The organism is Verrucomicrobia bacterium S94 (assembly GCA_004299845.1).
Lineage (GTDB): Bacteria > Verrucomicrobiota > Kiritimatiellia > Kiritimatiellales > Pontiellaceae > Pontiella.
The window spans coordinates 518,853-541,444 of sequence record CP036201.1; the positions used below are offsets into that span (position 1 = coordinate 518,853).

The 22,592-nt window shown below is 52.5% G+C and carries 26 protein-coding genes, 2 tRNA genes and 2 pseudogenes; 26 read left to right on the forward strand and 4 right to left on the reverse strand.

From position 1 onward, the window contains the following. Positions 1 to 82: 82 nt before the first annotated feature. Together EGM51_02310 and EGM51_02315 are read right to left on the reverse strand one after the other, a co-directional pair. Positions 83 to 535 carry a hypothetical protein gene (locus EGM51_02310; GenBank protein QBG46291.1) on the reverse strand — a complete coding sequence of 151 codons (453 nt, stop codon included), beginning with the start codon at positions 533 to 535 and terminating at the stop codon, positions 83 to 85. Then, positions 532 to 1,263: a biotin--[acetyl-CoA-carboxylase] ligase gene (locus tag EGM51_02315; GenBank protein QBG46292.1), complete on the reverse strand. Its 732-nt coding sequence runs from the start codon at positions 1,261 to 1,263 to the stop codon at positions 532 to 534. Before EGM51_02315 ends, EGM51_02310 begins: the two co-directional genes overlap by 4 nt. 127 nt (positions 1,264 to 1,390) lie before the next feature. Between EGM51_02315 and EGM51_02320 the strand changes: the two genes are divergently transcribed. From EGM51_02320 to EGM51_02395, 16 genes and pseudogenes are all read left to right on the forward strand, one after another. Then, positions 1,391 to 1,621: a hypothetical protein gene (locus EGM51_02320; protein ID QBG46293.1), complete on the forward strand. Its 231-nt coding sequence runs from the start codon at positions 1,391 to 1,393 to the stop codon at positions 1,619 to 1,621. Positions 1,622 to 1,656: 35 nt separating this feature from the next. Beyond that, positions 1,657 to 3,468: a biotin/lipoyl-binding protein gene (locus EGM51_02325; GenBank protein QBG46294.1), complete on the forward strand. Its 1,812-nt coding sequence runs from the start codon at positions 1,657 to 1,659 to the stop codon at positions 3,466 to 3,468. 431 nt (positions 3,469 to 3,899) lie between these two features. Beyond that, complete coding sequence (locus tag EGM51_02330; protein ID QBG49225.1) at positions 3,900 to 4,970, forward strand: sodium ion-translocating decarboxylase subunit beta; 1,071 nt, start codon at positions 3,900 to 3,902, stop codon at positions 4,968 to 4,970. Positions 4,971 to 5,085: 115 nt separating this feature from the next. Beyond that, the gene (locus tag EGM51_02335) at positions 5,086 to 6,729 is read left to right on the forward strand and encodes a mucoidy inhibitor MuiA family protein (GenBank protein QBG46295.1); all 1,644 of its coding nucleotides are present in this window, start codon (positions 5,086 to 5,088) and stop codon (positions 6,727 to 6,729) included. Beyond that, positions 6,726 to 7,520: a diaminopimelate epimerase gene (locus EGM51_02340; protein ID QBG46296.1), complete on the forward strand. Its 795-nt coding sequence runs from the start codon at positions 6,726 to 6,728 to the stop codon at positions 7,518 to 7,520. The genes EGM51_02335 and EGM51_02340 overlap by 4 nt, the downstream gene beginning before the upstream one ends. Beyond that, on the forward strand, positions 7,480 to 8,010 hold the full coding sequence (folK, locus tag EGM51_02345) for a 2-amino-4-hydroxy-6-hydroxymethyldihydropteridine diphosphokinase (protein QBG46297.1): 531 nt from the start codon (positions 7,480 to 7,482) through the stop codon (positions 8,008 to 8,010). Before EGM51_02340 ends, folK begins: the two co-directional genes overlap by 41 nt. A 14-nt stretch (positions 8,011 to 8,024) precedes the next feature. Then, a pseudogene (gene panB / locus EGM51_02350) lies at positions 8,025 to 8,815 on the forward strand (3-methyl-2-oxobutanoate hydroxymethyltransferase). After that, the gene (locus EGM51_02355; GenBank protein QBG46298.1) at positions 8,796 to 9,194 is read left to right on the forward strand and encodes a hypothetical protein; all 399 of its coding nucleotides are present in this window, start codon (positions 8,796 to 8,798) and stop codon (positions 9,192 to 9,194) included. Before panB ends, EGM51_02355 begins: the two are co-directional and overlap by 20 nt. Then, positions 9,194 to 9,472 (forward strand): hypothetical protein, encoded by a 279-nt coding sequence (locus EGM51_02360; protein ID QBG46299.1) that lies wholly within the window; start codon positions 9,194 to 9,196, stop codon positions 9,470 to 9,472. Before EGM51_02355 ends, EGM51_02360 begins: the two co-directional genes overlap by 1 nt. 66 nt (positions 9,473 to 9,538) lie before the next feature. After that, on the forward strand, positions 9,539 to 10,240 hold the full coding sequence (locus tag EGM51_02365) for a DUF3307 domain-containing protein (protein ID QBG46300.1): 702 nt from the start codon (positions 9,539 to 9,541) through the stop codon (positions 10,238 to 10,240). Next, positions 10,237 to 11,082: a pantoate--beta-alanine ligase gene (locus EGM51_02370; GenBank protein ID QBG46301.1), complete on the forward strand. Its 846-nt coding sequence runs from the start codon at positions 10,237 to 10,239 to the stop codon at positions 11,080 to 11,082. The genes EGM51_02365 and EGM51_02370 overlap by 4 nt, the downstream gene beginning before the upstream one ends. Positions 11,083 to 11,186: 104 nt before the next feature. Next, positions 11,187 to 11,260 (forward strand) — tRNA-Cys (locus EGM51_02375). A gap of 38 nt (positions 11,261 to 11,298) precedes the next feature. After that, positions 11,299 to 11,682: a glycine cleavage system protein GcvH gene (gcvH, locus tag EGM51_02380; protein ID QBG46302.1), complete on the forward strand. Its 384-nt coding sequence runs from the start codon at positions 11,299 to 11,301 to the stop codon at positions 11,680 to 11,682. A gap of 96 nt (positions 11,683 to 11,778) precedes the next feature. After that, positions 11,779 to 12,135 carry a hypothetical protein gene (locus EGM51_02385; GenBank protein QBG46303.1) on the forward strand — a complete coding sequence of 119 codons (357 nt, stop codon included), beginning with the start codon at positions 11,779 to 11,781 and terminating at the stop codon, positions 12,133 to 12,135. Then, positions 12,132 to 12,482: a hypothetical protein gene (locus tag EGM51_02390; protein QBG46304.1), complete on the forward strand. Its 351-nt coding sequence runs from the start codon at positions 12,132 to 12,134 to the stop codon at positions 12,480 to 12,482. The genes EGM51_02385 and EGM51_02390 overlap by 4 nt, the downstream gene beginning before the upstream one ends. 10 nt (positions 12,483 to 12,492) lie before the next feature. Continuing rightward, positions 12,493 to 12,836 (forward strand): annotated as a pseudogene (locus EGM51_02395) (alkylphosphonate utilization protein). A gap of 54 nt (positions 12,837 to 12,890) precedes the next feature. Here EGM51_02395 and surE read toward each other — a convergent pair. Next, positions 12,891 to 13,658, reverse strand: coding sequence for a 5'/3'-nucleotidase SurE (gene surE / locus EGM51_02400; GenBank protein ID QBG46305.1), 768 nt, complete (start codon positions 13,656 to 13,658; stop codon positions 12,891 to 12,893). A gap of 20 nt (positions 13,659 to 13,678) precedes the next feature. Between surE and EGM51_02405 the strand changes: the two genes are divergently transcribed. Together EGM51_02405 and EGM51_02410 are read left to right on the forward strand one after the other, a co-directional pair. After that, positions 13,679 to 14,476 carry a 16S rRNA (uracil(1498)-N(3))-methyltransferase gene (locus tag EGM51_02405; protein ID QBG46306.1) on the forward strand — a complete coding sequence of 266 codons (798 nt, stop codon included), beginning with the start codon at positions 13,679 to 13,681 and terminating at the stop codon, positions 14,474 to 14,476. Between the two features lie 2 nt (positions 14,477 to 14,478). Next, positions 14,479 to 14,928 carry a phosphatidylglycerophosphatase A gene (locus EGM51_02410; GenBank protein ID QBG46307.1) on the forward strand — a complete coding sequence of 150 codons (450 nt, stop codon included), beginning with the start codon at positions 14,479 to 14,481 and terminating at the stop codon, positions 14,926 to 14,928. On the opposite strand, the gene EGM51_02415 is transcribed toward EGM51_02410, so the two are convergent. Further along, positions 14,925 to 16,268, reverse strand: a complete 1,344-nt coding sequence (locus EGM51_02415; protein QBG46308.1) for a tetratricopeptide repeat protein — start codon at positions 16,266 to 16,268, stop codon at positions 14,925 to 14,927. The genes EGM51_02410 and EGM51_02415 overlap by 4 nt on opposite strands. Here EGM51_02415 and aroC point away from each other — a divergent pair. The 8 genes from aroC (at position 16,229) to EGM51_02455 (ending at position 22,425) form a co-directional block, all read left to right on the forward strand. Then, positions 16,229 to 17,314 (forward strand): chorismate synthase, encoded by a 1,086-nt coding sequence (aroC, locus tag EGM51_02420; GenBank protein ID QBG46309.1) that lies wholly within the window; start codon positions 16,229 to 16,231, stop codon positions 17,312 to 17,314. The genes EGM51_02415 and aroC overlap by 40 nt on opposite strands. 16 nt (positions 17,315 to 17,330) lie before the next feature. Further along, positions 17,331 to 18,707 carry an anaerobic sulfatase maturase gene (locus EGM51_02425; GenBank protein ID QBG46310.1) on the forward strand — a complete coding sequence of 459 codons (1,377 nt, stop codon included), beginning with the start codon at positions 17,331 to 17,333 and terminating at the stop codon, positions 18,705 to 18,707. Further along, a complete protein-coding gene (locus EGM51_02430) occupies positions 18,652 to 19,620 on the forward strand; it encodes a hypothetical protein (protein ID QBG46311.1) in 969 nt (322 codons plus the stop codon). Before EGM51_02425 ends, EGM51_02430 begins: the two co-directional genes overlap by 56 nt. After that, a complete protein-coding gene (locus EGM51_02435; GenBank protein QBG46312.1) occupies positions 19,621 to 20,061 on the forward strand; it encodes a twin-arginine translocase TatA/TatE family subunit in 441 nt (146 codons plus the stop codon). It abuts the gene before it with no gap. After that, positions 20,030 to 21,097 (forward strand): twin-arginine translocase subunit TatC, encoded by a 1,068-nt coding sequence (gene tatC, locus EGM51_02440; protein QBG46313.1) that lies wholly within the window; start codon positions 20,030 to 20,032, stop codon positions 21,095 to 21,097. The genes EGM51_02435 and tatC overlap by 32 nt, the downstream gene beginning before the upstream one ends. A gap of 5 nt (positions 21,098 to 21,102) precedes the next feature. Then, positions 21,103 to 21,330: a twin-arginine translocase TatA/TatE family subunit gene (gene tatA / locus EGM51_02445; GenBank protein ID QBG46314.1), complete on the forward strand. Its 228-nt coding sequence runs from the start codon at positions 21,103 to 21,105 to the stop codon at positions 21,328 to 21,330. Between the two features lie 72 nt (positions 21,331 to 21,402). Further along, on the forward strand, positions 21,403 to 22,239 hold the full coding sequence (locus EGM51_02450) for a CAAX prenyl protease-related protein (GenBank protein QBG46315.1): 837 nt from the start codon (positions 21,403 to 21,405) through the stop codon (positions 22,237 to 22,239). A 94-nt stretch (positions 22,240 to 22,333) separates the two neighbouring features. After that, a tRNA-Ser gene (locus EGM51_02455) sits at positions 22,334 to 22,425 on the forward strand. The last annotated feature ends 167 nt before the right edge of the window (positions 22,426 to 22,592 follow it).

The window sequence follows — 22,592 nt, forward strand, 5'->3', positions numbered from 1 at the left end:
GAAAAACGCGCTACTATAGGGCTCCTGCGGTGAAATGCAATGCAGGTATTTTCCCTTTTTCGGTGGATGCGGCTTTCCGGTTCTATTTTCTGCCCTGTGGTTTCCAGACTTTGACGTCTTTCCATACCCGTCCCCACTGCAGTGCTTTTTTGTGTGACGGGAAGTGGAGATCGATGTGATGGCCTTTGACGGCGCCGCCGATGTCTTCAACGCGACCCCAACCGTAGTCCGGAATATACATGATGGTGCCGAAAGGATAGTAGCGGGTGTCGGCGGCGATAGTTCCCCAGTCGGCTACCGTGCCGGCGGCGGTGATTCCGACCGCTTTCGGTGCTCCTTTGTTCGGGCCATAGGCGACAACCGGCTGAAATTTCCAGTTCCGCTTCCAGCCGCAGCATTTGCCGCAGTTGCAGTAGCCGGTGGTTTCCATATGGATGATTTCCGGTTTCTGGCTTCGCGGAATCCGGTAGCGTTTACTGTTTGTTGCGCACCCGCTCAAAAGAAGAACGAGAACAGGCAGAATAAATTTGATCATGAAACATCTCCTGACCAGATGGTTTCCAATCCCCGGGACGTTTGCAACAGCAATTCGCCGTGATTGCCGTAGCCGGCGAGGGTGCCTTCTTTGTACGCCGCGCCGTCGTGTACCTTTAACGGTTTCCCAATGGGACCCGCTTTTTCAGTCCAGGTGTTTCTCAGGCCGGGAAAACCGCCGGATTGCCATTCCCCGATCCAGTGTTTTAAATAGGGGAGCAGTTCCTCCAGCGTTCGGGACAGATCGCCGGCCTGTCCGGTTTCGATCAGCATGGAAGTGGCAGGACGGTCAATGGCGCCGGCTTCTTCGGAACTCATGTTTACATTCAGTCCAATCCCCACAATGATTCCGCGTCGTGCCGGTGCGTCGACGCGTTCGGAAAGAATCCCGCAGATTTTACGGTTTCCCACGAGTACGTCGTTGGGCCATTTGGGTGTGGCGGCAATATTCCGGCCGTTCAGGAAATCGGTGATGCCCAGTGCGGCGGCCATGGTGGAGGAGGCCACTTCAATGAGTGGGCAATCGGTTTCAACAAACAGCGAAAAGCAGAGATTGGTATCGGGAGAGGAGATCCACCGGCGCTCGGATCTTCCTCTACCCGCTGTCTGGTCGCGGGTTGCAAAAACGGTCCCATTGGCGGGCGGAGAATTCCTATAAAAACGCTCCTTCATATAGGCATTTGTGGAGGACAGGCGGTCGAACCACTCAATACGGTAACTCATTTTCATTAATCCTTTATTTAGATTGGGTTCTATTAATTGGAATTGCTAGCCTTTATCCGTTTTTCACTAGGCATATAAATGGGAAATCCGTATACATGGAGCTCATTTTATCAAAATCAAGGAGATGATAAAGATGGAACTACTGATGCAAGGGGTTACCCTGATGGTTATCGGTATGGCAACGGTGTTTGTCTTCCTCGTTCTGTTGATCGCCGTAATGGGTGCCTCAGCAGGATTCTTCAAGAAATTCGGCCATCTTTTCCCTGAAGAGGTGGTGGAAAGCAAGGCACCTGCGGCGGCAACTGTAGATCCTTCGGAGGAAGTCGCAGCCATTATCGCAGCTATTCGGGCCAAACGGGGTTAACGGGAATTGTAATTTAAGTAATCAGGAGATATATCGTGGCAAAAAAAACTATTCATATCATGAACACTGCGTTCCGCGACGGCTTCCAGTCCGTCTACGGCGCCCGCGTTTTTACCAAGGATTTCATGCCGGCTGTAAAAGCCTGTTGTGAAGCCGGACAGACTCATTTTGAAGCCGGCGGCGGCGCACGCTTCCAGGCTCCCTTCTTTTACTGTAATGAATCGGCGTTCGACATGATGGACACTTTCCGCGAAACGGTGGGCCCCGATGCTGACCTGCAGACGCTGGCTCGCGGTATCAATGTGGTTTCGCTTGACTCGCAGTCGCGCGACATTATCGATCTGCATGCGAAGATGTTCAAAAAGCATGGTATGACCACGATCCGTAACTTCGACGCTCTTAACGACGTCAACAACCTGATCGACTCCGGCAAGTCCATCATGAAACACGGCCTCAATCACGAAGTGGTGGTGACGATGATGGAACTTCCGCCCGGCTGCACCGGCGCGCACGACGTTGAATTCTACATTAAAACGCTGAAGGATATTCTCGCCGCTGAAATTCCGTTTACCAGCGTCTGCTTTAAAGATGCTTCCGGCACCTCGGCACCGAAAAAAGTCTATGACACCATTAAAGAGGCCCGGAAAATTCTGCCGGGCGACACCAAAATTGCTTTCCACTCGCACGAAACCGCCGGCGTGGCCACCATGGGTTACGTGGCAGCGATTAAAGCCGGTGCCGATCAGGTCGACTGCTCACTGGCTCCGGCTTCCGGCGGAACCTGTCAGCCGGACGTTTCCACGCTGTGGCATGCGCTGCGCGGCGAAGATTATGAACTCGACGTGGACATCGATAAAATGATGGAAGCCGCCAATGTCTTTAAAGAATGCATGGAAGATTACATCATTCCGCCGGAGGCTCTCGCTGTTGAACCGCTGATTCCATGGTCTCCGATGCCGGGTGGAGCCCTGACGGCCAACACGCAGATGATGCGTGATAATAATCTGATGGATAAATATGAAGACTGTATCAAAGCCATGGGCGAAGTGGTTCGACGCGGCGGTTTCGCCACGTCCGTTACGCCGGTTTCGCAGTTCTATTTCCAGCAGGCATTCAACAATGTCATGTTCGGTCCGTGGGAAAAATTTGCCGATGGTTACGGAAAAATGATCCTCGGTTATTTCGGTAAGACTCCGTGTGAGCCTGATCCGGAACTGGTGAAACTTGCTTCTGAAAAAATGGGGCTTGAACCGACTACCGAAAATCCGGTTGATCTCAACGATGCCGATCCGAACAAAGGGATTGAAGCTGCGAAAAGAATGCTCGACGAAGCCGGTATTACCGATCATTCCGAAGAGAATATTTTCATCGCCTCCTGCTGCGAACAGAAGGGCATTGATTTCCTGCTAGGTAAATCCAAGGTGAACGGGGTTCGTAAAAAATCGCTGATGCCGAAAGAGAAAACGTCTGAACCGGGTGGTGACGGCGGGTACACGGTGTCTGTCAATGGCAAGAAATTCGCAGTGGAAGTCAAAGGCGATTCCGCCATTGTTAACGGAAAATCGTATGACATTGTTGTGGAAGACGGCATTGAAACGTCCGGTACAGCGACGGTTGCGCATGAGTCTGCGGATTCCATCGAAGTCACCGCTCCGATGAATGCCAAAGTGATCAAGGTGCTTGTGAATGTCGGCGATCATGTGAATGAAGGCGATGTTCTCTTCATTGTTGAAGCCATGAAGATGGAAGTGGAAGTGAAAGCCTCCGCCTCGGGTACGGTTTCCGCCATAGTCACTGAAGCCGGTGCATCGGTATCTTCCGGCGAAGCCCTGGCATCCATCAACTAAGTTTCACAGCGAAGGAGAATTCCGACATGAAGAAATTCATCACAATGGGGCTTCTCGCTGCCGCCGTTCTTGGCGGAGCCGCCCGTGTGCAGGCTGCTGACGATGCGGCTGCACCGGCGGAAGCAGAGAAGACCGAGAAGGGGATTTCCATTGCCGAAGGGTTTATGAAACTCGGCAGGGAAACCGGAGTCTATCGTTTTTTTAATCCGCAGACAGCGGAGGAAAAGCACGATGCGTATGTTGCGGCACTGGAGAAAACGGTTGATGCGGAAATAGCCGCCGGCCATTTCCACGGTGCTATGGAGGAAATTCATAAAGCGCATGGCGTGGATCAGGAGCTGCTTGATCAGCTGACGCAGGAAGTGAAGGATGCTGAAGCTGAAGGTTATCATGCGCCGGCGTCGCTGCCGGAAGGTGCAGGACAGTTTGTTATGATCCTCGTGGGGCTGCTGCTGATTTTTCTGGCCATTAAGAAAGGCTTTGAGCCGCTGTTGCTGCTGCCGATCGGTTTCGGGGCCATTCTGACCAATATTCCGATGGCTGGAATTTCCGCAGGTCCGATGCCGGGTCAGCCGGGCGGGTTCCTGTATTATTTCTATACGGTGGGGGTGGAGTCGGGTGTGTTCCCACTGCTCATCTTTATGGGTGTTGGTGCCATGACCGACTTCGGTCCATTACTGGCGAATCCGAAAACCGCGCTGCTGGGTGCGGCCGCGCAGTTCGGGATCTTTGTTGCGCTGTTGGGGGCCATGGCCTGCGGAGGACTGTTTAATCTGCAGGACGCAGCGGCTATTGGTATTATCGGCGGGGCAGACGGACCGACGGCGATTTTCCTGGCGTCGCGGCTTTCACCGAATCTGCTTGGTGCGATTGCGGTGGCGGCGTACTCTTATATGGCACTGGTGCCGATTATTCAGCCGCCGATTATGCGCATGCTGACGACCAAGGAAGAGCGGGCCATTGAAATGAAGCAGTTGCGTCACGTCACCAAAACCGAGAAAATTGTATTTCCGCTGCTGGTGCTGATGCTTTGTCTGCTGCTGCTGCCGTCAGCTACGCCGCTGATCGGGATGCTGATGCTGGGTAATCTGATGAAAGAGTCCACCGTGGTGGATCGTCTTTCGGATACCGCCCAGAATTCGCTGATCAATATTGTAACGATCATGCTCGGTCTGGCGGTCGGTTCTAAACTGGCGGCGGATAAATTCCTGAATGTGCAGACACTGGGTATTCTGCTGCTCGGTCTCGGTGCATTTGTTATCGGAACGGCTGCCGGTGTTATTATTGCCAAGATCATGAATAAATTCAGTAAGGACCAGATCAATCCGCTGATTGGTTCTGCCGGTGTTTCGGCGGTGCCGATGGCGGCACGTGTATCCAACAAGGTCGGTCTTGAAGCCAACCCGCAGAACTTCCTGCTCATGCATGCCATGGGTCCGAATGTGGCCGGTGTAATCGGTTCTGCCGTGGCGGCCGGGGTGCTGCTGGCCCTCTGTGGATAGTATTTCCCGGTATCGGAAGTCTGAAGGGTCGCCAAACGGCGGCCCTTTTTGTTTCCCGATGCCGGGAGTTTTTGGCAGGATTTTCTAAACACGAAAACGGGGACAGGAGGTTTCAATGATCAATCTACTCATGACGGCGGCATTGGCTGTTTCTTCTCAGGTGACAGATGTTACGGTATTCAATGATCGTGCGCAGGTGGTGCGTTCGGCGGAGGTTGAGCTGGAGCAGGGAATGACGACGATCCGCTTTGGTCATCTTCCGGAGGCGATTGATTCGCGCGGGATACAGGTGACCGGTGACGGCGATGCGACGGTGCTGGATGTGCGGTTTAAAACCGAGAATTTTGAGGATATTCCGGAAGAGGCCTGGAAAAAACTGTCCGATGAAAAAAAGCGGCTGGAGATGGAGGCGGAAACTGTCCGGCAGACCATTGAGCGGTTTGATGCTTCGAAAGCATTTCTGAATGCGATCAGCAAAAAGGTGACTCATGCTTCGGAGAAAGAGGAGGGAGCCGCTTCGCTTGATCCGGGCAGTTGGGAAAGTATGCTGGCGCTCTACAGCTCCAAAAGTGAGGAGTATGACGAAGGTCGCCGGCTTGCGCTGGAGAAACTGGAAGGTATTCAGAAAGCTCTGGATAAGGTGAATGCGGATATCCGTGATGCCGGAATGCACCAGCGTAAAAAACGGCGTGTGGTTGAGGTGGATCTGGAAAGTTTCAGTGCCGGTAAAGCCATGCTGAATCTTTCCTATATTGTATACGGACCGAAATGGGTTCCTGCCTATGATATCCGTGTCGATACTGAATCCCGCAGGATGGAGGTGAAATATTTTGCGCTTGTGAAGCAGAATACCGGTGAAGACTGGGGGGATGTGGCGTTGAAACTTTCCACGGCCAATCCCGGCCTCGGCGGTCAGCATCCGGAGCTGGATCCCTGGAGGATCCGTATGGATTCACCTCACGCGGCTAAATCCCGGGCCCACAGTTTTTCTTCCGCCGCAATGCCGGAACTGGCCGGGCGGGCGGATAACTTTTATCAGGGCGACAATCTGTTGTATGACGTAGACTCGCCGAATGAACAGGCAGCGTCTGTTCCGATGAAGCCGCGTACATCTTCGGTTTCGCACAAGGGGGCATCAGTGGTTTTTGAGGTGAAGGGCAGGAGCGATATTGCGTCGGACAATGTGGAGCATCGCGTGGCAGTGGCCGCGGTCGAGCTGCCGGCGACGTTCCGTTATTCTTCGGTCCCGAAACTCAGTCCGTTGGCTTATTTGAAAGCCCATGCGGAAAATTCAGGGGCGCATCCTTTTCTGGAAGGGAAGGTGAATGTATTTCTGGATGGAAATTTTGTGACGTCTACGCAGATGGAACTGGTGGCTCCGGGCGAGGAGTTCTGGGTGTTTCTCGGTGCGGATGAAAGTATGAAGGTGGAGCATAAGCTCATTAAAAAATATCAGAGCCGGGAGGGCTTTGGCGGAAAGACGGTTCGGCATACGTTTGAATATCTGATGACCGTTAAAAATACCCATCGCGTGCCGGAAGAGGTGGTCGTGATGGATCAGCTGCCTATTTCGGGCAGTGAGGGGCTGGAGGTGAAACTGATCGAGCCGAAGTATTCGAAGGATACGGACGCGCTTAAAATCGACGAGGAAAAGCGGATCAGCTGGATTCGTACCGTGCAACCTGGCGAAACGTGGGAAATTCCGTTCCGTTTCTATGTGGAAGCTCCGCGTGATATGAATATTTCGGGGCTGGAATGATTATTCCTTTCCATAAAATGCAGGGGGCCGGGAACGATTTTATGGTGATCGATGATTCCGGCCTGCAGTTTCCTCTGGCGGATACCGAATTTATACGGCGGATTGCAGCGCGCCGTACCGGTGTCGGCTGTGACGGAATTCTGTTGATTCAGCCCTCTGAGACGGCCGATTTCCGGATGCGGTTTATCAATCCTGACGGCGGTGAAGTGGATATGTGCGGAAATGGTGCGCGGTGTATTGCACGGCGGGCGTATGATCTGGGCATTGTATCGCCGGAAATGGTTTTTGATACCGGGGCGGGAAGGGTTGAGGCCCGGGTGCTGGATGAGCAGGTCCGGGTGGGTTTAACCGAGCCGGAAGATCTGAGGCTGGGACTGGATGCCGGACTGGATCGGCCGGTGGATTTTATCAACACCGGTGTGGAACATGCCGTCGTCTGGGTGGATGCTCCAGCTGAAACCGATGTTTCGGTGCTTGGAGAAAAAATCCGGTATCATCAGCTGTTTATGCCTCGGGGAACCAATGCCGATTTCGCGAAGGTGGAGCCGGATGGGTCGATTACGCTACGCACCTATGAGCGCGGGGTTGAGGCGGAAACACTGGCCTGCGGAACCGGCGCGGCGGCGGTCGGGCTGATCGGAGCTGAACGGGGCTGGGTCAGTTTGCCGGTTCGCGTGCATTGCGCCGGCGGGTATGATCTGGTAATTGATTTGTTTTGCGGTAAGGTCACGCTGACCGGTGACGCGGAGTATGTTTTTGAAGGGACGGTCGAATATGGAGATCGGTTTTAGCCTGGGGTCCAATTTATACAATCGGAAGCGGTTGCTGATGCAGGCGAAAAATCTGCTGCTGTCCGCTCCGCGTACCTCATTTACGGCGCAGTCGCCGATTTATGAAACCACGCCGGTGGATGTGAAGCCGGAGTATCAGGATATGGCGTATCTGAATTCGATTGTTCTGGTGGAGAGTGAGCTCCCGCTGGACAGCTGGCTTTCCTATATCGGGAAAATTGAGCATATGCTGGGGCGCGAACGGAATATTGAAGACCGTAATGCGCCGCGTCCGATTGATGTAGATATTATTTATGCCGGGAATTCGATTATTGACAGCGGCGGTCTTGAAGTGCCGCATCCGCGCTGGGCGGAGCGCGAGTTTGTTGTGCGTCCTCTGGCGGATGTGCGTCCGGATATGGTGCTGCCGGAAGCCAGTAAATCAGTTGTGGAGATTCTGGCAACACTTCCGCCGGACAAAGGACTCCACGTTTTTGACGAACGTTGGTAAACGGGATTTTTCTAATGAAATGGACGGCCTCAAAAATCAGGGCTCTTAAGGGCGAACAGAAAATTGCCATGGTCACGGCCTACGACGCACTGACCGGTGCGCTGGCGGATGATGCAGGAATTCCGGCCATTCTGGTGGGGGATTCGCTGAGCATGACAGTGCTGGGCTATGAAACCACACTGCCGGTAAGTATGGAGGAAATGCTTCATCACACGGTTGCGGTCTCCCGCGGGGTGCAGAATGCATTGGTGATTGCGGATATGCCGTTTATGTCGTATCAGCCGTCGGTGGCCATCGGACTGGAAAATGCCGGACGGTTTCTGAAGGAGGCGCAGGCCGATGCGGTGAAGGTTGAGGGGGGGCTGTCCGTGGAGAGCTTATTGAGTCGCTGGTGAAAAACGGAATACCGGTCTTGGGGCATATCGGGCTCACGCCGCAGAGCATCAAAGAGATGGGCGGCTACAGAGTGCAGGGGAAAACCTCTGAACAGGCCCGGCAGCTGATGGATGATGCCATGGCGGTGGAACAGGCAGGGGCGTTTGCGCTGGTGCTCGAATGTGTGCCTTCGGATCTCGGAACCATGATTTCGCAGGCTCTGTCCATACCTACCATTGGCATTGGTGCCGGTGCCGGGTGCGATGGCCAGGTGCTGGTTTTTACCGATCTGCTGGGCATGAGTGGAAAACCGGTGCCGAAGTTTGTGAAAAAATACGCTCATCTGAACGGTATTATTTCGGAAGCGCTGGCGAATTATAAAGACGAGGTTGAAAAGGGCATTTTTCCTGATGATGAACACGCCTATTAGTCAATCGGAAATGTATGCGGTTCTGACAGGAGATATTGTGGGGTCCTCTGCGCTTTCTCCGGAGGAGCACCGGCAGGTTGTACGAACCGTTAAGGCGGTGTCTGAGGTGTTTCCGGATGCGGTGATCGGCAGTGTCGACTTTTTCAGCGGGGACAGTTGGCAGCTGCTGGTTTCCGACTGCAGCAGATCGCTGGCGGTGGCGTTGTATGTGCGTGCCGGACTGAAAAGGGAAAAACGCCTCGCGGTTGACAGCCGGATTTCCATTGCCTGGGGGAAGTGGATATGGCGCAGGTGGATATGGAGAGGATGTCGGAATCCACCGGCGATCTTTTTACAGCGTCCGGCCGTGCTCTGCAGGAACTCAGAAAAAACACGTTGATGTGTTTTTCTCTTCTGAATAATGAATGTCTGACGCGATCTATCGGCTGTGCTGTCGGTCTGCTGGATGTACTGGTCCGGCAGTGGAGCCGGGAACAGGCGCGTGCGGTGGCGGAATCGCTGAAAGGCAGCACTCAAACGGAAATCGCTTCGGCATTCGGGGTGGGCCAGTCATCCATTAATAAGTCATTACAGGCCGCACATTGGGCTGAAATTTCATCAGCGCTGGGTTCCATCGGAAGCATAGCGGCTTTGGTTGCGGAAAATAATCACCCATAAGGGTGATAAAAGTATATTATCACCTTAATAGGTGATAATTTGGACTCGGATTGCAGGAGAAATGGAATGAAGGAAGCTGTAATTGTGCTGGTTTCGGCTCATTTTATAGCCGATTTTCTACTTCAGTCGGACGGCCTCCAGCAACGCAAAGACCGGTTTCTGATATTGCTTCTGCATGCTGCATGGGTTGCGGTTTCAGGATATCTGCTGTTGCAGCAGTGGTCGGCCTGGATTCCATTTCTGCTGATATTTGTTTTTCATGCTGCAATTGATGGGATTAAACGGCGGTTTCAGGATACGGTCCGTGTTTTCTGTCTGGATCAGGCGGCTCACATCATTTCGGTATTTTTCGTAGTCTGGTTTTGCAGAACCGCAGGGTGGATGCATGGTTTTTCGGGCAAAGGACTGACCTTGATTGTTCTGGTTGCAGGGTTTGCTGTGTGTGTGCCCGGTGCCGGTTTTCTGGTGGGGAAAGTGGCAGGAAAATTACAGGCCGAAAATGCACTGGCTGAAAAGATTATCGGACTCATAAACGGGGGTAAGCTGATTGGTCAGCTGGAGCGCGCGTTGATATTCATGCTGGTTATGATCGGTCAACCGGGCGGAATCGGGTTTCTGGTTGCCGCGAAGTCGATTCTTCGTTTCGGTGAAGCGAAGGATGATCAGAAACTGGCGGAATATGTGCTGATCGGAACGTTGCTGAGTTTCGGACTGGCCATTGCCGCCTCCACACTAACAAAATATATACTTGAGGATGTCAGTTCATGAAGATTGTTCAGTTACCGGATGAAATGCAGCGGATCGCGCTGGAGATAAAGCGGACCGGGAAAACCATTGGTTTTGTTCCAACGATGGGTTTTCTGCATGAAGGGCACCTTTCGCTGATGCGTCTGGCCCGCCGGAAGTGCGATGTGCTGGTGGTCAGTATTTTTGTAAATCCTGCACAGTTTGGTCCGAATGAGGATCTCGAGGCTTATCCCCGCGATTTCGAGCACGATGAAAAACAGTGCGAGGCGGAAGGGGTCGATATCCTGTTTTATCCGGAAGCCGGGAAAATGTATTTTGATGACAGCAGCTGCTGGGTGGATGAAAATGCGTTGAGCGTTGGACTTTGCGGCGGTTCGCGGCCCGGGCATTTCCGCGGGGTTTGCACGGTAGTGGCCAAGCTGTTCAATCTGGTGCTTCCGGATCGGGCGGTCTTCGGGGAAAAGGATGCTCAGCAGCTGCGGGTGATTGAACGGATGGTCCGGGATCTTAATTTTCCGGTTCAGATCATACGTGGTCCGATTGTGCGCGAAGCGGATGGGCTGGCCATGAGTTCGCGAAACAAATATCTTAATGCGGAGCAGCGGCAGCAGGCACTCTGTCTGAAACAGTCCCTTGATCTGGCCCGTTCGATGGTCGAGGACGGCGAGACTTCGGTTTTGAATATCAGGCAGCAGATGGAAGTCCTGATCGGTACCGTTTCGGAGGCGGAAATCGACTATATTGAATTTGTTGATGATGAAACCATGGAGCCTATGGAGTTCCTCGGGTCGAAAACTCTGGTGGCGCTGGCGGTGAAAATCGGTGCGACGCGACTAATTGATAATGCTGTGATTGATTTGTAGTCCGCTACCGGAGAGGCGGTTGCAATACCTTCTGTTTTTTTTAATCATTTCTGTTTGAAAACCATGGGCGCATCATTACATTGGTGTCCGCTTTTGAAACAAAAGGTGCGGTAGCCAAGCGGTTAGGCAGTGGATTGCAAATCCATCTAGATCGGTTCGACTCCGATCCGCACCTCCATTTTTTCAGGTCGCTTAATCGATAACCAGGAGAAGAAAATGTCGGTTCCACAAGATCTGTTCTACGCCAAGTCCCATGAATGGGTGTCCTTAGAAGACGGTATTGCAACAGTTGGAATCACTGATTTTGCACAGAACCAGCTCTCTGATCTCACCTTTGTTGAACTTCCCGAAGTCGGTACAACGTTCGAAGCCGGGGATGAAGCTGCAGTGGTTGAATCGGTGAAAGCGGCTGCAGATGTATATGCTCCGGTTGGCGGCGAAGTGGTGGAAGTGAACAGCGAGCTCGAAGACACTCCTGAACTGATTAACAATGATCCGTTTGATAAGGGCTGGATTTTTAAAATCAAAGTGAATGATGAATCGGAAGTCGATAACATGATGGATGCCGATTCCTACGAGGAACTCTGCCCTTCGGAATAATTTTTGCTCACATAGGAAGTTTACGGGAGGACGGTTGTCCTCCCTTTTTCGTTTTGAACAACGTATTGCAGGCTGCCGGCCTGCTTTCAGCTGAAAATGATGAACGCATGGTCTGTCAGTTTTAATGAGCCGGTCCCGTATCAGAAGGGGCTTGATCTTCAACACCGTTTACTGAAAGCACGGCAGGAAAACCGGATTCCCGATACCGTGCTCCTTCTTCAGCATACCCCGACGGTTACACTGGGTAATCGCGGGCGGGATAATTACCTGCTGAAAACCGAAGCTGAATACAAAGAGCTCGGAATTGAACTTTTTCATGTGGAACGCGGCGGCGATGTCACGTTCCACGGTCCGGGGCAGTGGGTCATCTATCCGATTCTTTATCTGGGGGGAATGAGGCGGACTCTCACGGTTACCTTTTTAATCTTGAGGAAACCGCTATCCGGACCTTGAGCGATTACGGAGTAAAGGGTTTCCGGCGCGAGGGAAAGTCCGGGGCCTGGACCGATGCAGGTAAAGTGGCGGCCATTGGGTTTCGGCTTAAAAAGTGGGTTTCTTTTCACGGGATGAGTTTTAATGTCAGTAATGATCTGATGGGATTTAATACTATTGTTCCGTGTGGACTGGTCGGAGAGCCGGTGGCCACTCTCAGGACGATTCTCGGGAAAACCTGTCCCGAAATGCCGGCGGTAGGAAATTCGCTGCTGAACCATTTTTCCGATGTCTGTAATCGTAAACTCGAGCGGTTTAATGCAGGCGATGTGCTGCCGGCGGAGCTGGCCGAATTAATCAAAAAGTAAGGTTTTTAAGATGAGTGAAATTCCAATGTGTCCGGAATGTAATTCAGAATATGTTTACGAAGACCGGGATATGCTGGTCTGCCCCGATTGCGCATATGAATGGATTCCGGGCGATGAAACGGCCACGGCTTCGGACGGCGGTCTGGTGGTTCTGGATGCCAATGGCAATGCGCTGGCGGACGGCGATGATGTAACCATTGTTAAAGGGTTGAAGGTCAAGGGGCTCAGTCTGATCTGAAGGCAGGAACCAAGGTTAAAGGGATCCGTCTTTGTGAGGGGGACCATAATATTGACTGTAAAATCGCAGGTTTCGGAGCCATGAAGCTGAAATCCGAGTTTGTGAAAAAGGCTTAGTGTCGCGGCATCAGTAGTTGGTTGGGTGCTGTTCCGGGAAAATTATCCTGGCGATTAGGGATTGAGCATATCGCTCCATGCTTCGATCTGTTTCATGGCATGATGGTCGGTGAGATCGATGTGGATCGGTGTGAGGGCAACATAGCCGGATTCAACGGTGCGGATGTCGGTGTCGACGGCATCGTCCAGCTGATCGAGTTCCCCATCCAGCCAGTAATAAAGATTTCCCCGGGGATCCCGGTGTTCGGAAAATTTTTCGATAAAGCGGGAGCGTCCCATTCGGGCGGATTTCATTCCTTTTAATTCGGAAAGTGGAACGTTCGGAATATTGACGTTTAAAAGGGTTCCGGGTGGAAGTGGATGTTTTATTATGTTTTCAACGACGTCCGCAACGACTTTTTCGGCGGTCTCCCAGTGGGGATCACAATAGGTACAGAGGGAGAATGCGATGGCCGGTACGCCGAGAATGGCCGCTTCGCTCGCGGCCGAAACCGTGCCGGAATAGAGTACACTGATGCCGGTGTTTGAACCGAAGTTGATTCCGCTGACGACCAGATCGGGCGGGTCGTCTTTATACAGAAAACTGACGGCCAGTTTTACGCAATCGGCGGGAGTCCCGTCTACGGCGATTCCGAAATGGCATCCGTTTTTCTCGACGGGAATGGTGCGGATGGGGTCAAAAATCGTGATGGCGTGTCCGGTGGCGCTCCGTTCGGTATCGGGGGCAACCACATGAAGCGTTCCTGTATTCTTCAGTGCGTTATGCAGGCTCAGAATGCCCGGAGCGTGGATGCCGTCGTCATTACAAAGGAGGATCTTCATGGAGCGAATATGCAGGTCCGATGATGAAACTGCAAGAAAGGACGGTTGCATCTGCCGGTTGCTCTGTTCATGCTGTCCGCATGAATTTAATCCTTCTCCAACCGGTGGAAATTGATGCGGAAAACCGCGTGGTTTTAAACGATGAGCGCGCCGTGCATATTCGGAATGTTTTGAAGGCGGAGGGCGGGAAGAAACTGAGGATCGGGCGGTTGAACGGTCCGCTGGGCATTGGAACGGTTGAGATGGCGGATTCGCAGCAGGTTGTTCTGTCGTGTGTATTTGAGGAGAATCTTCCGGAGAAGCCGCGGGTGGATCTGCTGCTGGCGATGCCGCGCCCGAAGGTGTTGAAGAGGATGTGGGCACAACTTGCGGCCCTCGGGGTGGGGCGGATCGTGCTGGTGCGTGCGGAAAAGGTGGAACGGTACTATTTTGACAGTCATGTGCTTGAACCGGATTTTTATAACCGGAGACTGATTGAGGGCCTGCAGCAGGCCCGATGTACGCATCGGCCGGGCGTTCAGATTGAGCCGCGTTTCAGGCCCTATGTGGAGGATCGGCTGGAAACCGATTTTCCCGGTCAGTGTAAACTGCTGGCAGATCCGTCCGGAACAACGCGGATTCGCGATCTGCAGCCTGCGGAGAACTTCGGCCGTATTTTGCTGGCCGTCGGTCCGGAGGGAGGCTGGACTCCTTATGAGCTGGATATGCTGCGGGCGCGGGGATTTGAATTGATTGGAATGGGGAATCGTATTCTGCGGACAGATACGGCAACAATTGGGCTGTTATCGGTACTGAACGAATATCTTGCCGGGAGTTGAAGATGAAAAATTTAATAAAGTGGATTGCGATTGGTTTCGGAACCGGGCTGAGTCCGGTCATGCCGGGTACGGTTGGGACGTTGGTGGGGCTTCCGCTTGCCTGGTGGGTGATGCGGTTGCCGGAAATCAGCACGCAGATCATCATCTGTGCGGTTTTAAGTCTTCTCTCCGTTCCGATCTGTGAAGTGGCGGAGCGGGTAATCGGCGGAAAGGATCCGGGCTGTATTGTGGCGGATGAGTATCTGACACTGCCGATTACAGTGATCGGCCTGACCAGTCCCTGGGCACTATTGAGCGGATTTGTTTTTCACCGTATTTTTGACATCACTAAACCGCCGCCGATCAAGCAGCTTCAGCATATTCACGGCGGTTTCGGAATAACGATTGATGATTTTCTGGCGGCGCTCATTGCGCTGGGCCTGAATCATGCGTTATTCCGCTTTATCGGTTAGGGCTGTTCGATACTGAGTATGAGCGCCTGATAGTCTTCATCGTTGCGCAGACGGTCAAACTCTTCATCGTTCATATAGTTGAGTGCCTGATTCGGATCTGAAAGCTGAGCGGCCCGCTGGAATGCGGCAATGGCGGCTTTATCGTTTCCTCGCCGCATTTCAACCCGGGCAAGGAGCTGGTAGAGTGTAGCATCCTTTCTGATCTCTTCGGTCAGGGTATAGAGCTGTTCCGCAGCCAGGTCCCAGTTTCCGATTTTGGTGAGATAGAGGGCAAAACTGTGGCGGGTATCGCTGTCCTCCGGGCGGAGATCGAGATATTCTTCATATGCATTGACGGCATCGGACTCCTTATCCATTTTGCGGTAGAGCAGGGCCTGGTTTTTAAGGGCTTCCGGATAGGCCGGTTTCAGTTCCAGTGCACGCCGCAGATATTCTTCGCCTTTGTCATATGCTTTAGCTTCAATACAGGCGGCGCCCAGATTGTTCAGCACGTCGTAGCTCAGATCCGCATCGGAGGCGTCTTCGAGCAGGGCGAGAGCCTGGTCGAATTTTTTCTGCTTAAAATAAGCCATGCCGAGCGGGATTCTGACCCCGTCGAGATCCGGCAGAATTTCAAGAACGTTTTCGTAATGTGTGGCGGCTTTGTTGTATTCGCCGATTTCCATGGCCTGTTCGGCCAGAATAATATTATAGGCCGCTTTTTTAACCCATGCGGAGTTAAACGGACGTTCGCCTTCGCCGTTCCAGGTCGGATCGGCATAATGGCTGGGGAAATCCATTACCCATTGTGATTCGGCGGGAAGGGAGTAGCGCGGGATATACTCCTGGGTAATCGGTGCCGGCGCTTCGGCTTCGCGGAGGATTTCCATATATTCGCGGACCACTACGAAGACGAGAGCCACGCCCAGCAGCAGTACCACCATGCCGAGCGAGAAGCTGACCATCTGGTGCCGGCGGATTTCGCGATTACGTTCCGCAATCATTTCCTGAGAGACCTGCGGCGTATAGTCATCGCGCTGAGAGGTGTCTGTTGCGTAAATATCCTGAAGGTGCTGACGTTTTCCTGGTTCCATAATAAAGCGATATCCTTTTTGGCGTAGAGATTGCGGATTCTCCATATCAGACGTTTTTTTGCAATTCAAATCGCGGTGCAGGTTATGTTGGTAAAGGGTGCGGCAGGAGAAGAATTTCTTGGTTTTTTCGTCCATTCCGATGTGGGTTGGTGCTATAAACACAGGCTTTGAGTAATTTGAACCCAGCGGGATTCCATGGATTGGAACCCGGTAGAAAAGGAAAACCCATGTCGAGTACCATCGGAACCCTGTATAAAGTATCCACATTCGGTGAGTCGCACGGAAAAGCGGTTGGTGCCATTGTTGACGGCTGTCCGGCAAACCTTGAGCTGAGCGAAGCGGATATCCAGCCGCAGCTGACGCGTCGTCGGCCGGGGCAGAGTGCCATGACTACTGCCCGCGACGAGGCGGATAAAGTGATTATTCTTTCCGGCGTTGAAAACGGAAAAACGCTGGGCACACCGATCGGCCTGATGGTGAACAATAAAGACCAGCGTCCTGGCGATTACGGCGAAATGAGCAACGTGCCGCGTCCGTCGCACGCCGATTTTACCTATCAGGTGAAATATGGAAACCGCGCGGCCAGCGGCGGCGGACGTTCCAGTGCACGCGAAACGATCGGCCGTGTTGCAGCGGGGGCCATTGCGGAGAAATGGCTGAAACAGCAGTTTAACACCGAAATTATTTCCTGGGTGAGTTCTGTGGGCGATATTGATGCCCGGGATATGAGCACGGAAAATCTGACCCGTGAGCAGATCGATTCCAATATCATCCGCTGTCCCGATGAGGCGGCAGCGGAGCAGATGATTGCGCTGGTGAAGAAAACTGCTGCCCGAAAGGATTCTGTGGGCGGTGTTTTAACCTGTGTGGTCAGAAATGTTCCCGTCGGTCTGGGTGAACCGGTTTTTGAGCGTATGGAGGCTGTTCTTGCGCAGGCGATGCTTTCGATTCCGGCAACCAAAGGATTCGAGATCGGTTCGGGATTTGCCGGGGCCCGTATGTTCGGTTCCGACCATAACGATCCGTTTGAACTGAAACCGGATGGTCGTCTGGGAACATCAAGCAACTTCAGCGGCGGTGTTCAGGGCGGAATTTCCAATGGGGAACCGCTGGTGTTCCGTATTGCGTTTAAACCGCCGGCCACCATCGGCAGAGCGCAGGATACGGCGACGTTTGATGGAGAGGCGACGGTGCTTGAAGCCCGGGGACGTCATGATCCCTGTGTTGTGCCGCGTGCGATTCCGATTGTTGAAACCATGACGGCGATTACAGTCATGGATTTTGCGCTGCGTCAGGCCTATCGTCAGGCGTAGTTCCGGAGTATGGAAAATGTCCGCCCCCCGCTACAGTGCGTCCCGTTCGTTTCATGTGATGACCAAGCCGATCGGCCCGCTGTGTAACCTCGATTGCACATACTGTTTTTATCTGGAGAAAGAGAAACTCTTTCCCGGAGAGGAAAGCTACAGAATGAGCGATGAGGTGCTGGAAACCTATATCCGCAAATATATGCAGAGCCAGCATACGCCGGAAATTTCGTTTGCATGGCAGGGCGGTGAACCGACCCTGATGGGGCTCGATTTTTTCCGGAAAGTGGTGGCCATTCAGCGGCAGTATGCCGGTGGGCGTGCGGTACATAATGCATTTCAGACGAACGGGATGCTTCTGGATGATCAGTGGTGTTCTTTTTTTGCGCGGGAAAATTTTCTGGTTGGACTGAGTATTGATGGGCCGGAGCATATTCATAACCGCTATCGGGTGAACAAAGGCGGAAAAGGTTCGTTTTCAAAGGTCCTGCAGGCTCTGGAACGGTTGAAAAAACACGGGGTGGAATTCAATACGCTCACCTGTGTGACGCGGCAAAGTCCGGATGAGGCCGTCGAAATCTATGAGTTCCTTAAAGAGCAGGGCGTTACCTTTATGCAGTTTATTCCGATTGTGGAGCGGACGGGGGACCGTGCGGCTCATGATATCGGGCTGGGGCTGGCGGTGCCTCCGGATCCGACTTCGGAGGAAAATCCGGATGCGCTGATGCCGTGGGCGGTTTCGCCGGAGGGGTTCGGGCGTTTTCTCTGTCGTATTTTTGATGCGTGGGTGAAAAAGGATGTCGGCCGAGTTTTTGTGAATATATTTGATGTTGCGCTAGGCGCCTGGTGCGGGGTTGAGCCGAACCTGTGCACCTTTTCGAAGCGGTGCGGTCAGGCGGTGGCGATGGAACACGACGGTGGGGTGTATTCCTGCGATCACTATGTCTATCCGGATTATTTTCTGGGTAATATCATGGAGAAATCGCTGGAGGAGATGATCTATTCTCCGAAGCAGGTGAAATTTGGAAAGGATAAATCCGATGCTCTGCCGGCGTACTGTAGAGCGTGTGAATTCCTTTTCACCTGTAACGGAGGCTGTCCTAAGCACCGGTTTATTAAAACTCCGGAGGGTGAACCGGGGTTGAACTATCTGTGTGCAGGTTATAAAACGTTCTTCAAACACATTGATCCTGTTATGAAGGATATGGCGGAGCTTGTCCAAAAAGGGCGCCCGGCGGCAGACATAATGGGTGTCGAACAAAAGAGGAAGCCAGTTGCTGAAATTGGAAAAACGCTGTCTTTTAAGGGTCGGGGACAGGTCCCGGAGGCTGGAAACGTAAACCGTAATGATCCGTGTCCGTGTGGCAGCGGGAAAAAATTTAAGAAGTGCTGTGGAAGGTAGTATGAGCGAAAAGATGATATCCGCCGATGAGGCGAAGCCGATTCTGGTTAACGGCGAAGAGATCAGCGATGGGCTGATTCAGCAGGAACTCCAGATGCTGCGTGAACGCTATTCGCAGGAGATGTCCTATACGGAAATGGACGAGAAGGCGGCGAAAATTGAGTCTGATGCACGGGAAAATGCTGTGGAGCGGATTTTGCTGATGCAGAAGGCGCGCGAGGAAATTAAAGATCTGCGTCCCGAGGAGGTTGAAGCGCGGTTTCTGGCCTTGCGGGAGCAGCACGGCGGGGAAGAGGAGTTTTCTAAACGGTTTGAACTGACGGATGAGGATGTCGCGAGAATCAAGGAGGATATTGCTGATGGCGTACGCCTTGAAAAATATTTTGAAAAAATCTGTGCAGGCGTTGAGCGTCCGGTAGAGGCGGATTCGCGGGCATATTATGAATCTCATCAGGAGGAATTCAAGATTCCGGAGCAGGTGCATGCGGCGCATATTGTTCAGCACCCTTCGCCGGAGCTTCCTATGGAGCGGGTGAACGCCGATCTGCTGAATGTACTGGAACGTCTGAAAAAAGGTGAGGATTTTGATGCGTTGGCAAAGGAATTTTCTCATTGTGAAGACGGACAGCATGATCTGGGCTGGTTTGGACGCGGGCAGATGGTGCAGTCGTTTGAAGATGTGGCCTTTTCCACGCCTGTTGGCGAATTCAGTGATATTTTTCAGACGGAGTTCGGGTATCACATTCTGATGGTTCGCGGTTATAAGCCGTCGGAAATCCGCCCTTATGAAGAGGTGCGGTATGATATTGAAAGCATGCTTTTTGATGAGCGTAAAAATGAGGCTATCGGTGTGGTGGCGGATGAATTACGTGCTGAAGCTGAAATTGAAAACCTGGTGATTGTTGAGGATTAAATGACGGCCGGTCTTTCACAATTTGGATTTATTGGACCCGGAGGTCCGGAACTGATCGTGGTGATGCTGGTGCTGATTATGGTATTCGGGGCCAAGGATGCGCCGAAGATTTTCCGTAAAATCAACGAGTTCATGAGCACGGTCCGGAATACTGCGGATAGTTTTAAACGTGAGATTATGTACGGAGATCTTACTGCCGAGTCCGCTGCGGACGACATGTCGTATGAGGACGATGATTACGACTATACCGCAGATTATCCCGGTGAGGATTATGACGATTCCGAAGAATTGAAGGAACAGGATTATTCCGATGAAACCTTCCAGCATCTGGAACAGGATTTAGAGGATGCAGGTGCTGAAAAAATGACCGGGGAACCGGCCGACGGAGCTGTGTCTGAAAAATCAGGGGATGACGGGGGAGACGATGCTGAAAAAGCTTAAGTCACTCACAGGAAAATTTCGTTACGATGACTCTGAGATGCCGTTTCTGGAGCATCTTGAAGAATTCCGCCGGATGATTATCCGTGTAATTGCCTCGCTTGCTGTCGGTATGGTGGTTGTGCTGCCGTTTGCGGATCATCTGATCGGTGTGCTGCGGGCACCGGCTGAACCCTATATTATTAAAAATGCCGAAGAGGTGCTGAGCGAGGCGGAGGTTCGGCTCCGGATCCCGGCGGATGCCATTTCAACGAATACGCTGTATATTGCCGAGGACGGTTCCGGCTATTATGATGTTAAGGCCGAAGTGGCCCTTAATGAGGGACAGGAGATTCAGACCGGTGGCATTCGTCTGCAGTTTTCCGAACCAGCGGCGGCGATTAAGATGTGGCTGACCGTGACCTTTTTCGGCGGGCTGCTGCTGAGTCTGCCGTTTGTCGTCTTTTTTATCGGTCTGTTTGTTATGCCGGGCGTACGTGATGTGGAGCGGAAAGTGATGACCCGCATTTCCCTGTTTTCAGGAGGGTTGTTTGTGGCCGGCATTTATATGGGGTATAAAGTGACGCTTCCGCTGGCTCTGGGGCTGATGCTGAAAATCGGCGGTCAGCTGGGCGGCGAATCGATCTGGTTTTATAACAAATATATCGGTTTTGCATTGCAGCTGCTGCTGGCGTTCGGTGTGGCGTTCCAGATGCCGGTAGTGATTCTCATTCTGGGTAAAATGGGGCTGGTCAGTTCGAGCAGTCTGCGAGCTGCCCGGCCGTACGTTGTTGTCGGAATTTTTGTGGTGGCTATGATTCTGACTCCGCCGGATGTGGTTACCCAGATCCTAATGGCGGCTCCCTTGATTTTACTGTACGAGTTCTGTATATGGTTCCTTTATTTCAGTGGAAACCGCGACCTCCCGCCTCGTGAAGAGAAGACGGCGGAAGATGCCGATGCAGAGCCGGAACCAGAAAAAACTGTTGTTGAAGACGAGCCGGCGGAGCCGTCGGACGAAAATGAAAATCAAACGAAGAAAGATTTAAGCGAGGAGTAAGCGAAATGCATACATTGGCCTTTGGCATGCCGGGCGGACCGGAACTTTTAGTGATTCTGTTTATTATACTGCTGTTGTTCGGTGCTAAAAAACTGCCGGAGCTCTCCCGGTCTCTGGGTAAGAGTCTCGGTGAATTTAAGAAGGGCCAGAAGGAGGGTTCCCTGCCGGACAGCACCGAGGACGAGGTGGAAAAAAAAGAAATTTCCACGTCAGATGAGGATGACAAGGAGTGACGATTGAGCCGTGAAATGTGCGTTTCCTGAGGTTGGAAATCACGCTTCACGCTTCACGACTCAAACGTATTCATGAGCGAACGACAGCTTGCAGAGCTTTCTCCGGAAGAGCAGCGGGAAAACGGGAAGGCGATTCTTGCCCACGTTCTTCCCTTCGCCATCTGGCTTACCATGATGGTCTGGTTCAGTGACTACAACGCCCGCACCATCGGCGGACTGGTTCTGCTCGTGGTATTCCGCCCCTGGCGGTGGTATCCGAAACTCAACTGGAAAAATATTCCGGCAGCCATCGGTGTCGGTATTTTCATATTTATAGTCTGGGTGGGGTTCGAAACGCCGTTTGTTCAGCAGAAGGCACCGGCGGTTACCGAGTGGTATGACCGCCTTTTTGTTGATCCGATCATGAAGCCGTTTAAAACGCGGGAGTTGTATGAAATTCCGCTGTCTGCGGAATCTATGGAGATTCAGGAGGCTGTGGCGCTGGGGGAAACGGTTGAACGGACGAAGCTGCCGTATGAGGTGATCCAGAAGGGCAGACATGCCGGGCTGCATGAATATGATCCGCGTGTGACAGGATGGTTCGCGTTCTGGGTACATATGTTCGGAACATCCGTGATTATTGCGATAATTGAGGAGTTTTTCTATCGTGGCTTTTTATATCGCTGGATGCAGGGAAGCCCGTTTTTCAACATTGATGCCGGAAGTTTGAGCTGGCCGATGCTGATTCTTATTTCTCTGTTTTTCAGTGTGTCGCATTTCGAGGTGGGTGCGGCTGTTATCTGCGGTCTGACCTATGGGCTGCTCTATATAAAAACGCGCGATATCTGGGCCGCGATTATCGCTCATGGAACCACCAATTTTGTGTTGGGGCTCTATGTTCTGAAATACGGGCAGTACCACTTCTGGTAGTTGAATTTTCAGTGCCCGGATGATTGGCGGTTTTTGGCTAAAAACCGCTTGCAAAGCCCCGGGGGCTAATCTATCTTCCCTGCTCGCTTTTAGCGGAAAGATGACTGAGTGGCTTAAGGTGCTGGACTGCTAATCCGGTGTACTCCTTACGGGGTACCGAGGGTTCGAATCCCTCTCTTTCCGCCATTATTTAAACCGCCGGTTTTGCCGGCGGTTTTTTTTATCTGCAGGACGACGAAGCTTCGCCATATGAAGGTAAAGAGTTTGTTGGGCTGACAATTCTTCAAAGCCAAAATTTTTGTTTGAGAAAACGAGCCGGCGGTGTTTTTTCGAAACCGCGCCGCATCTGGAAG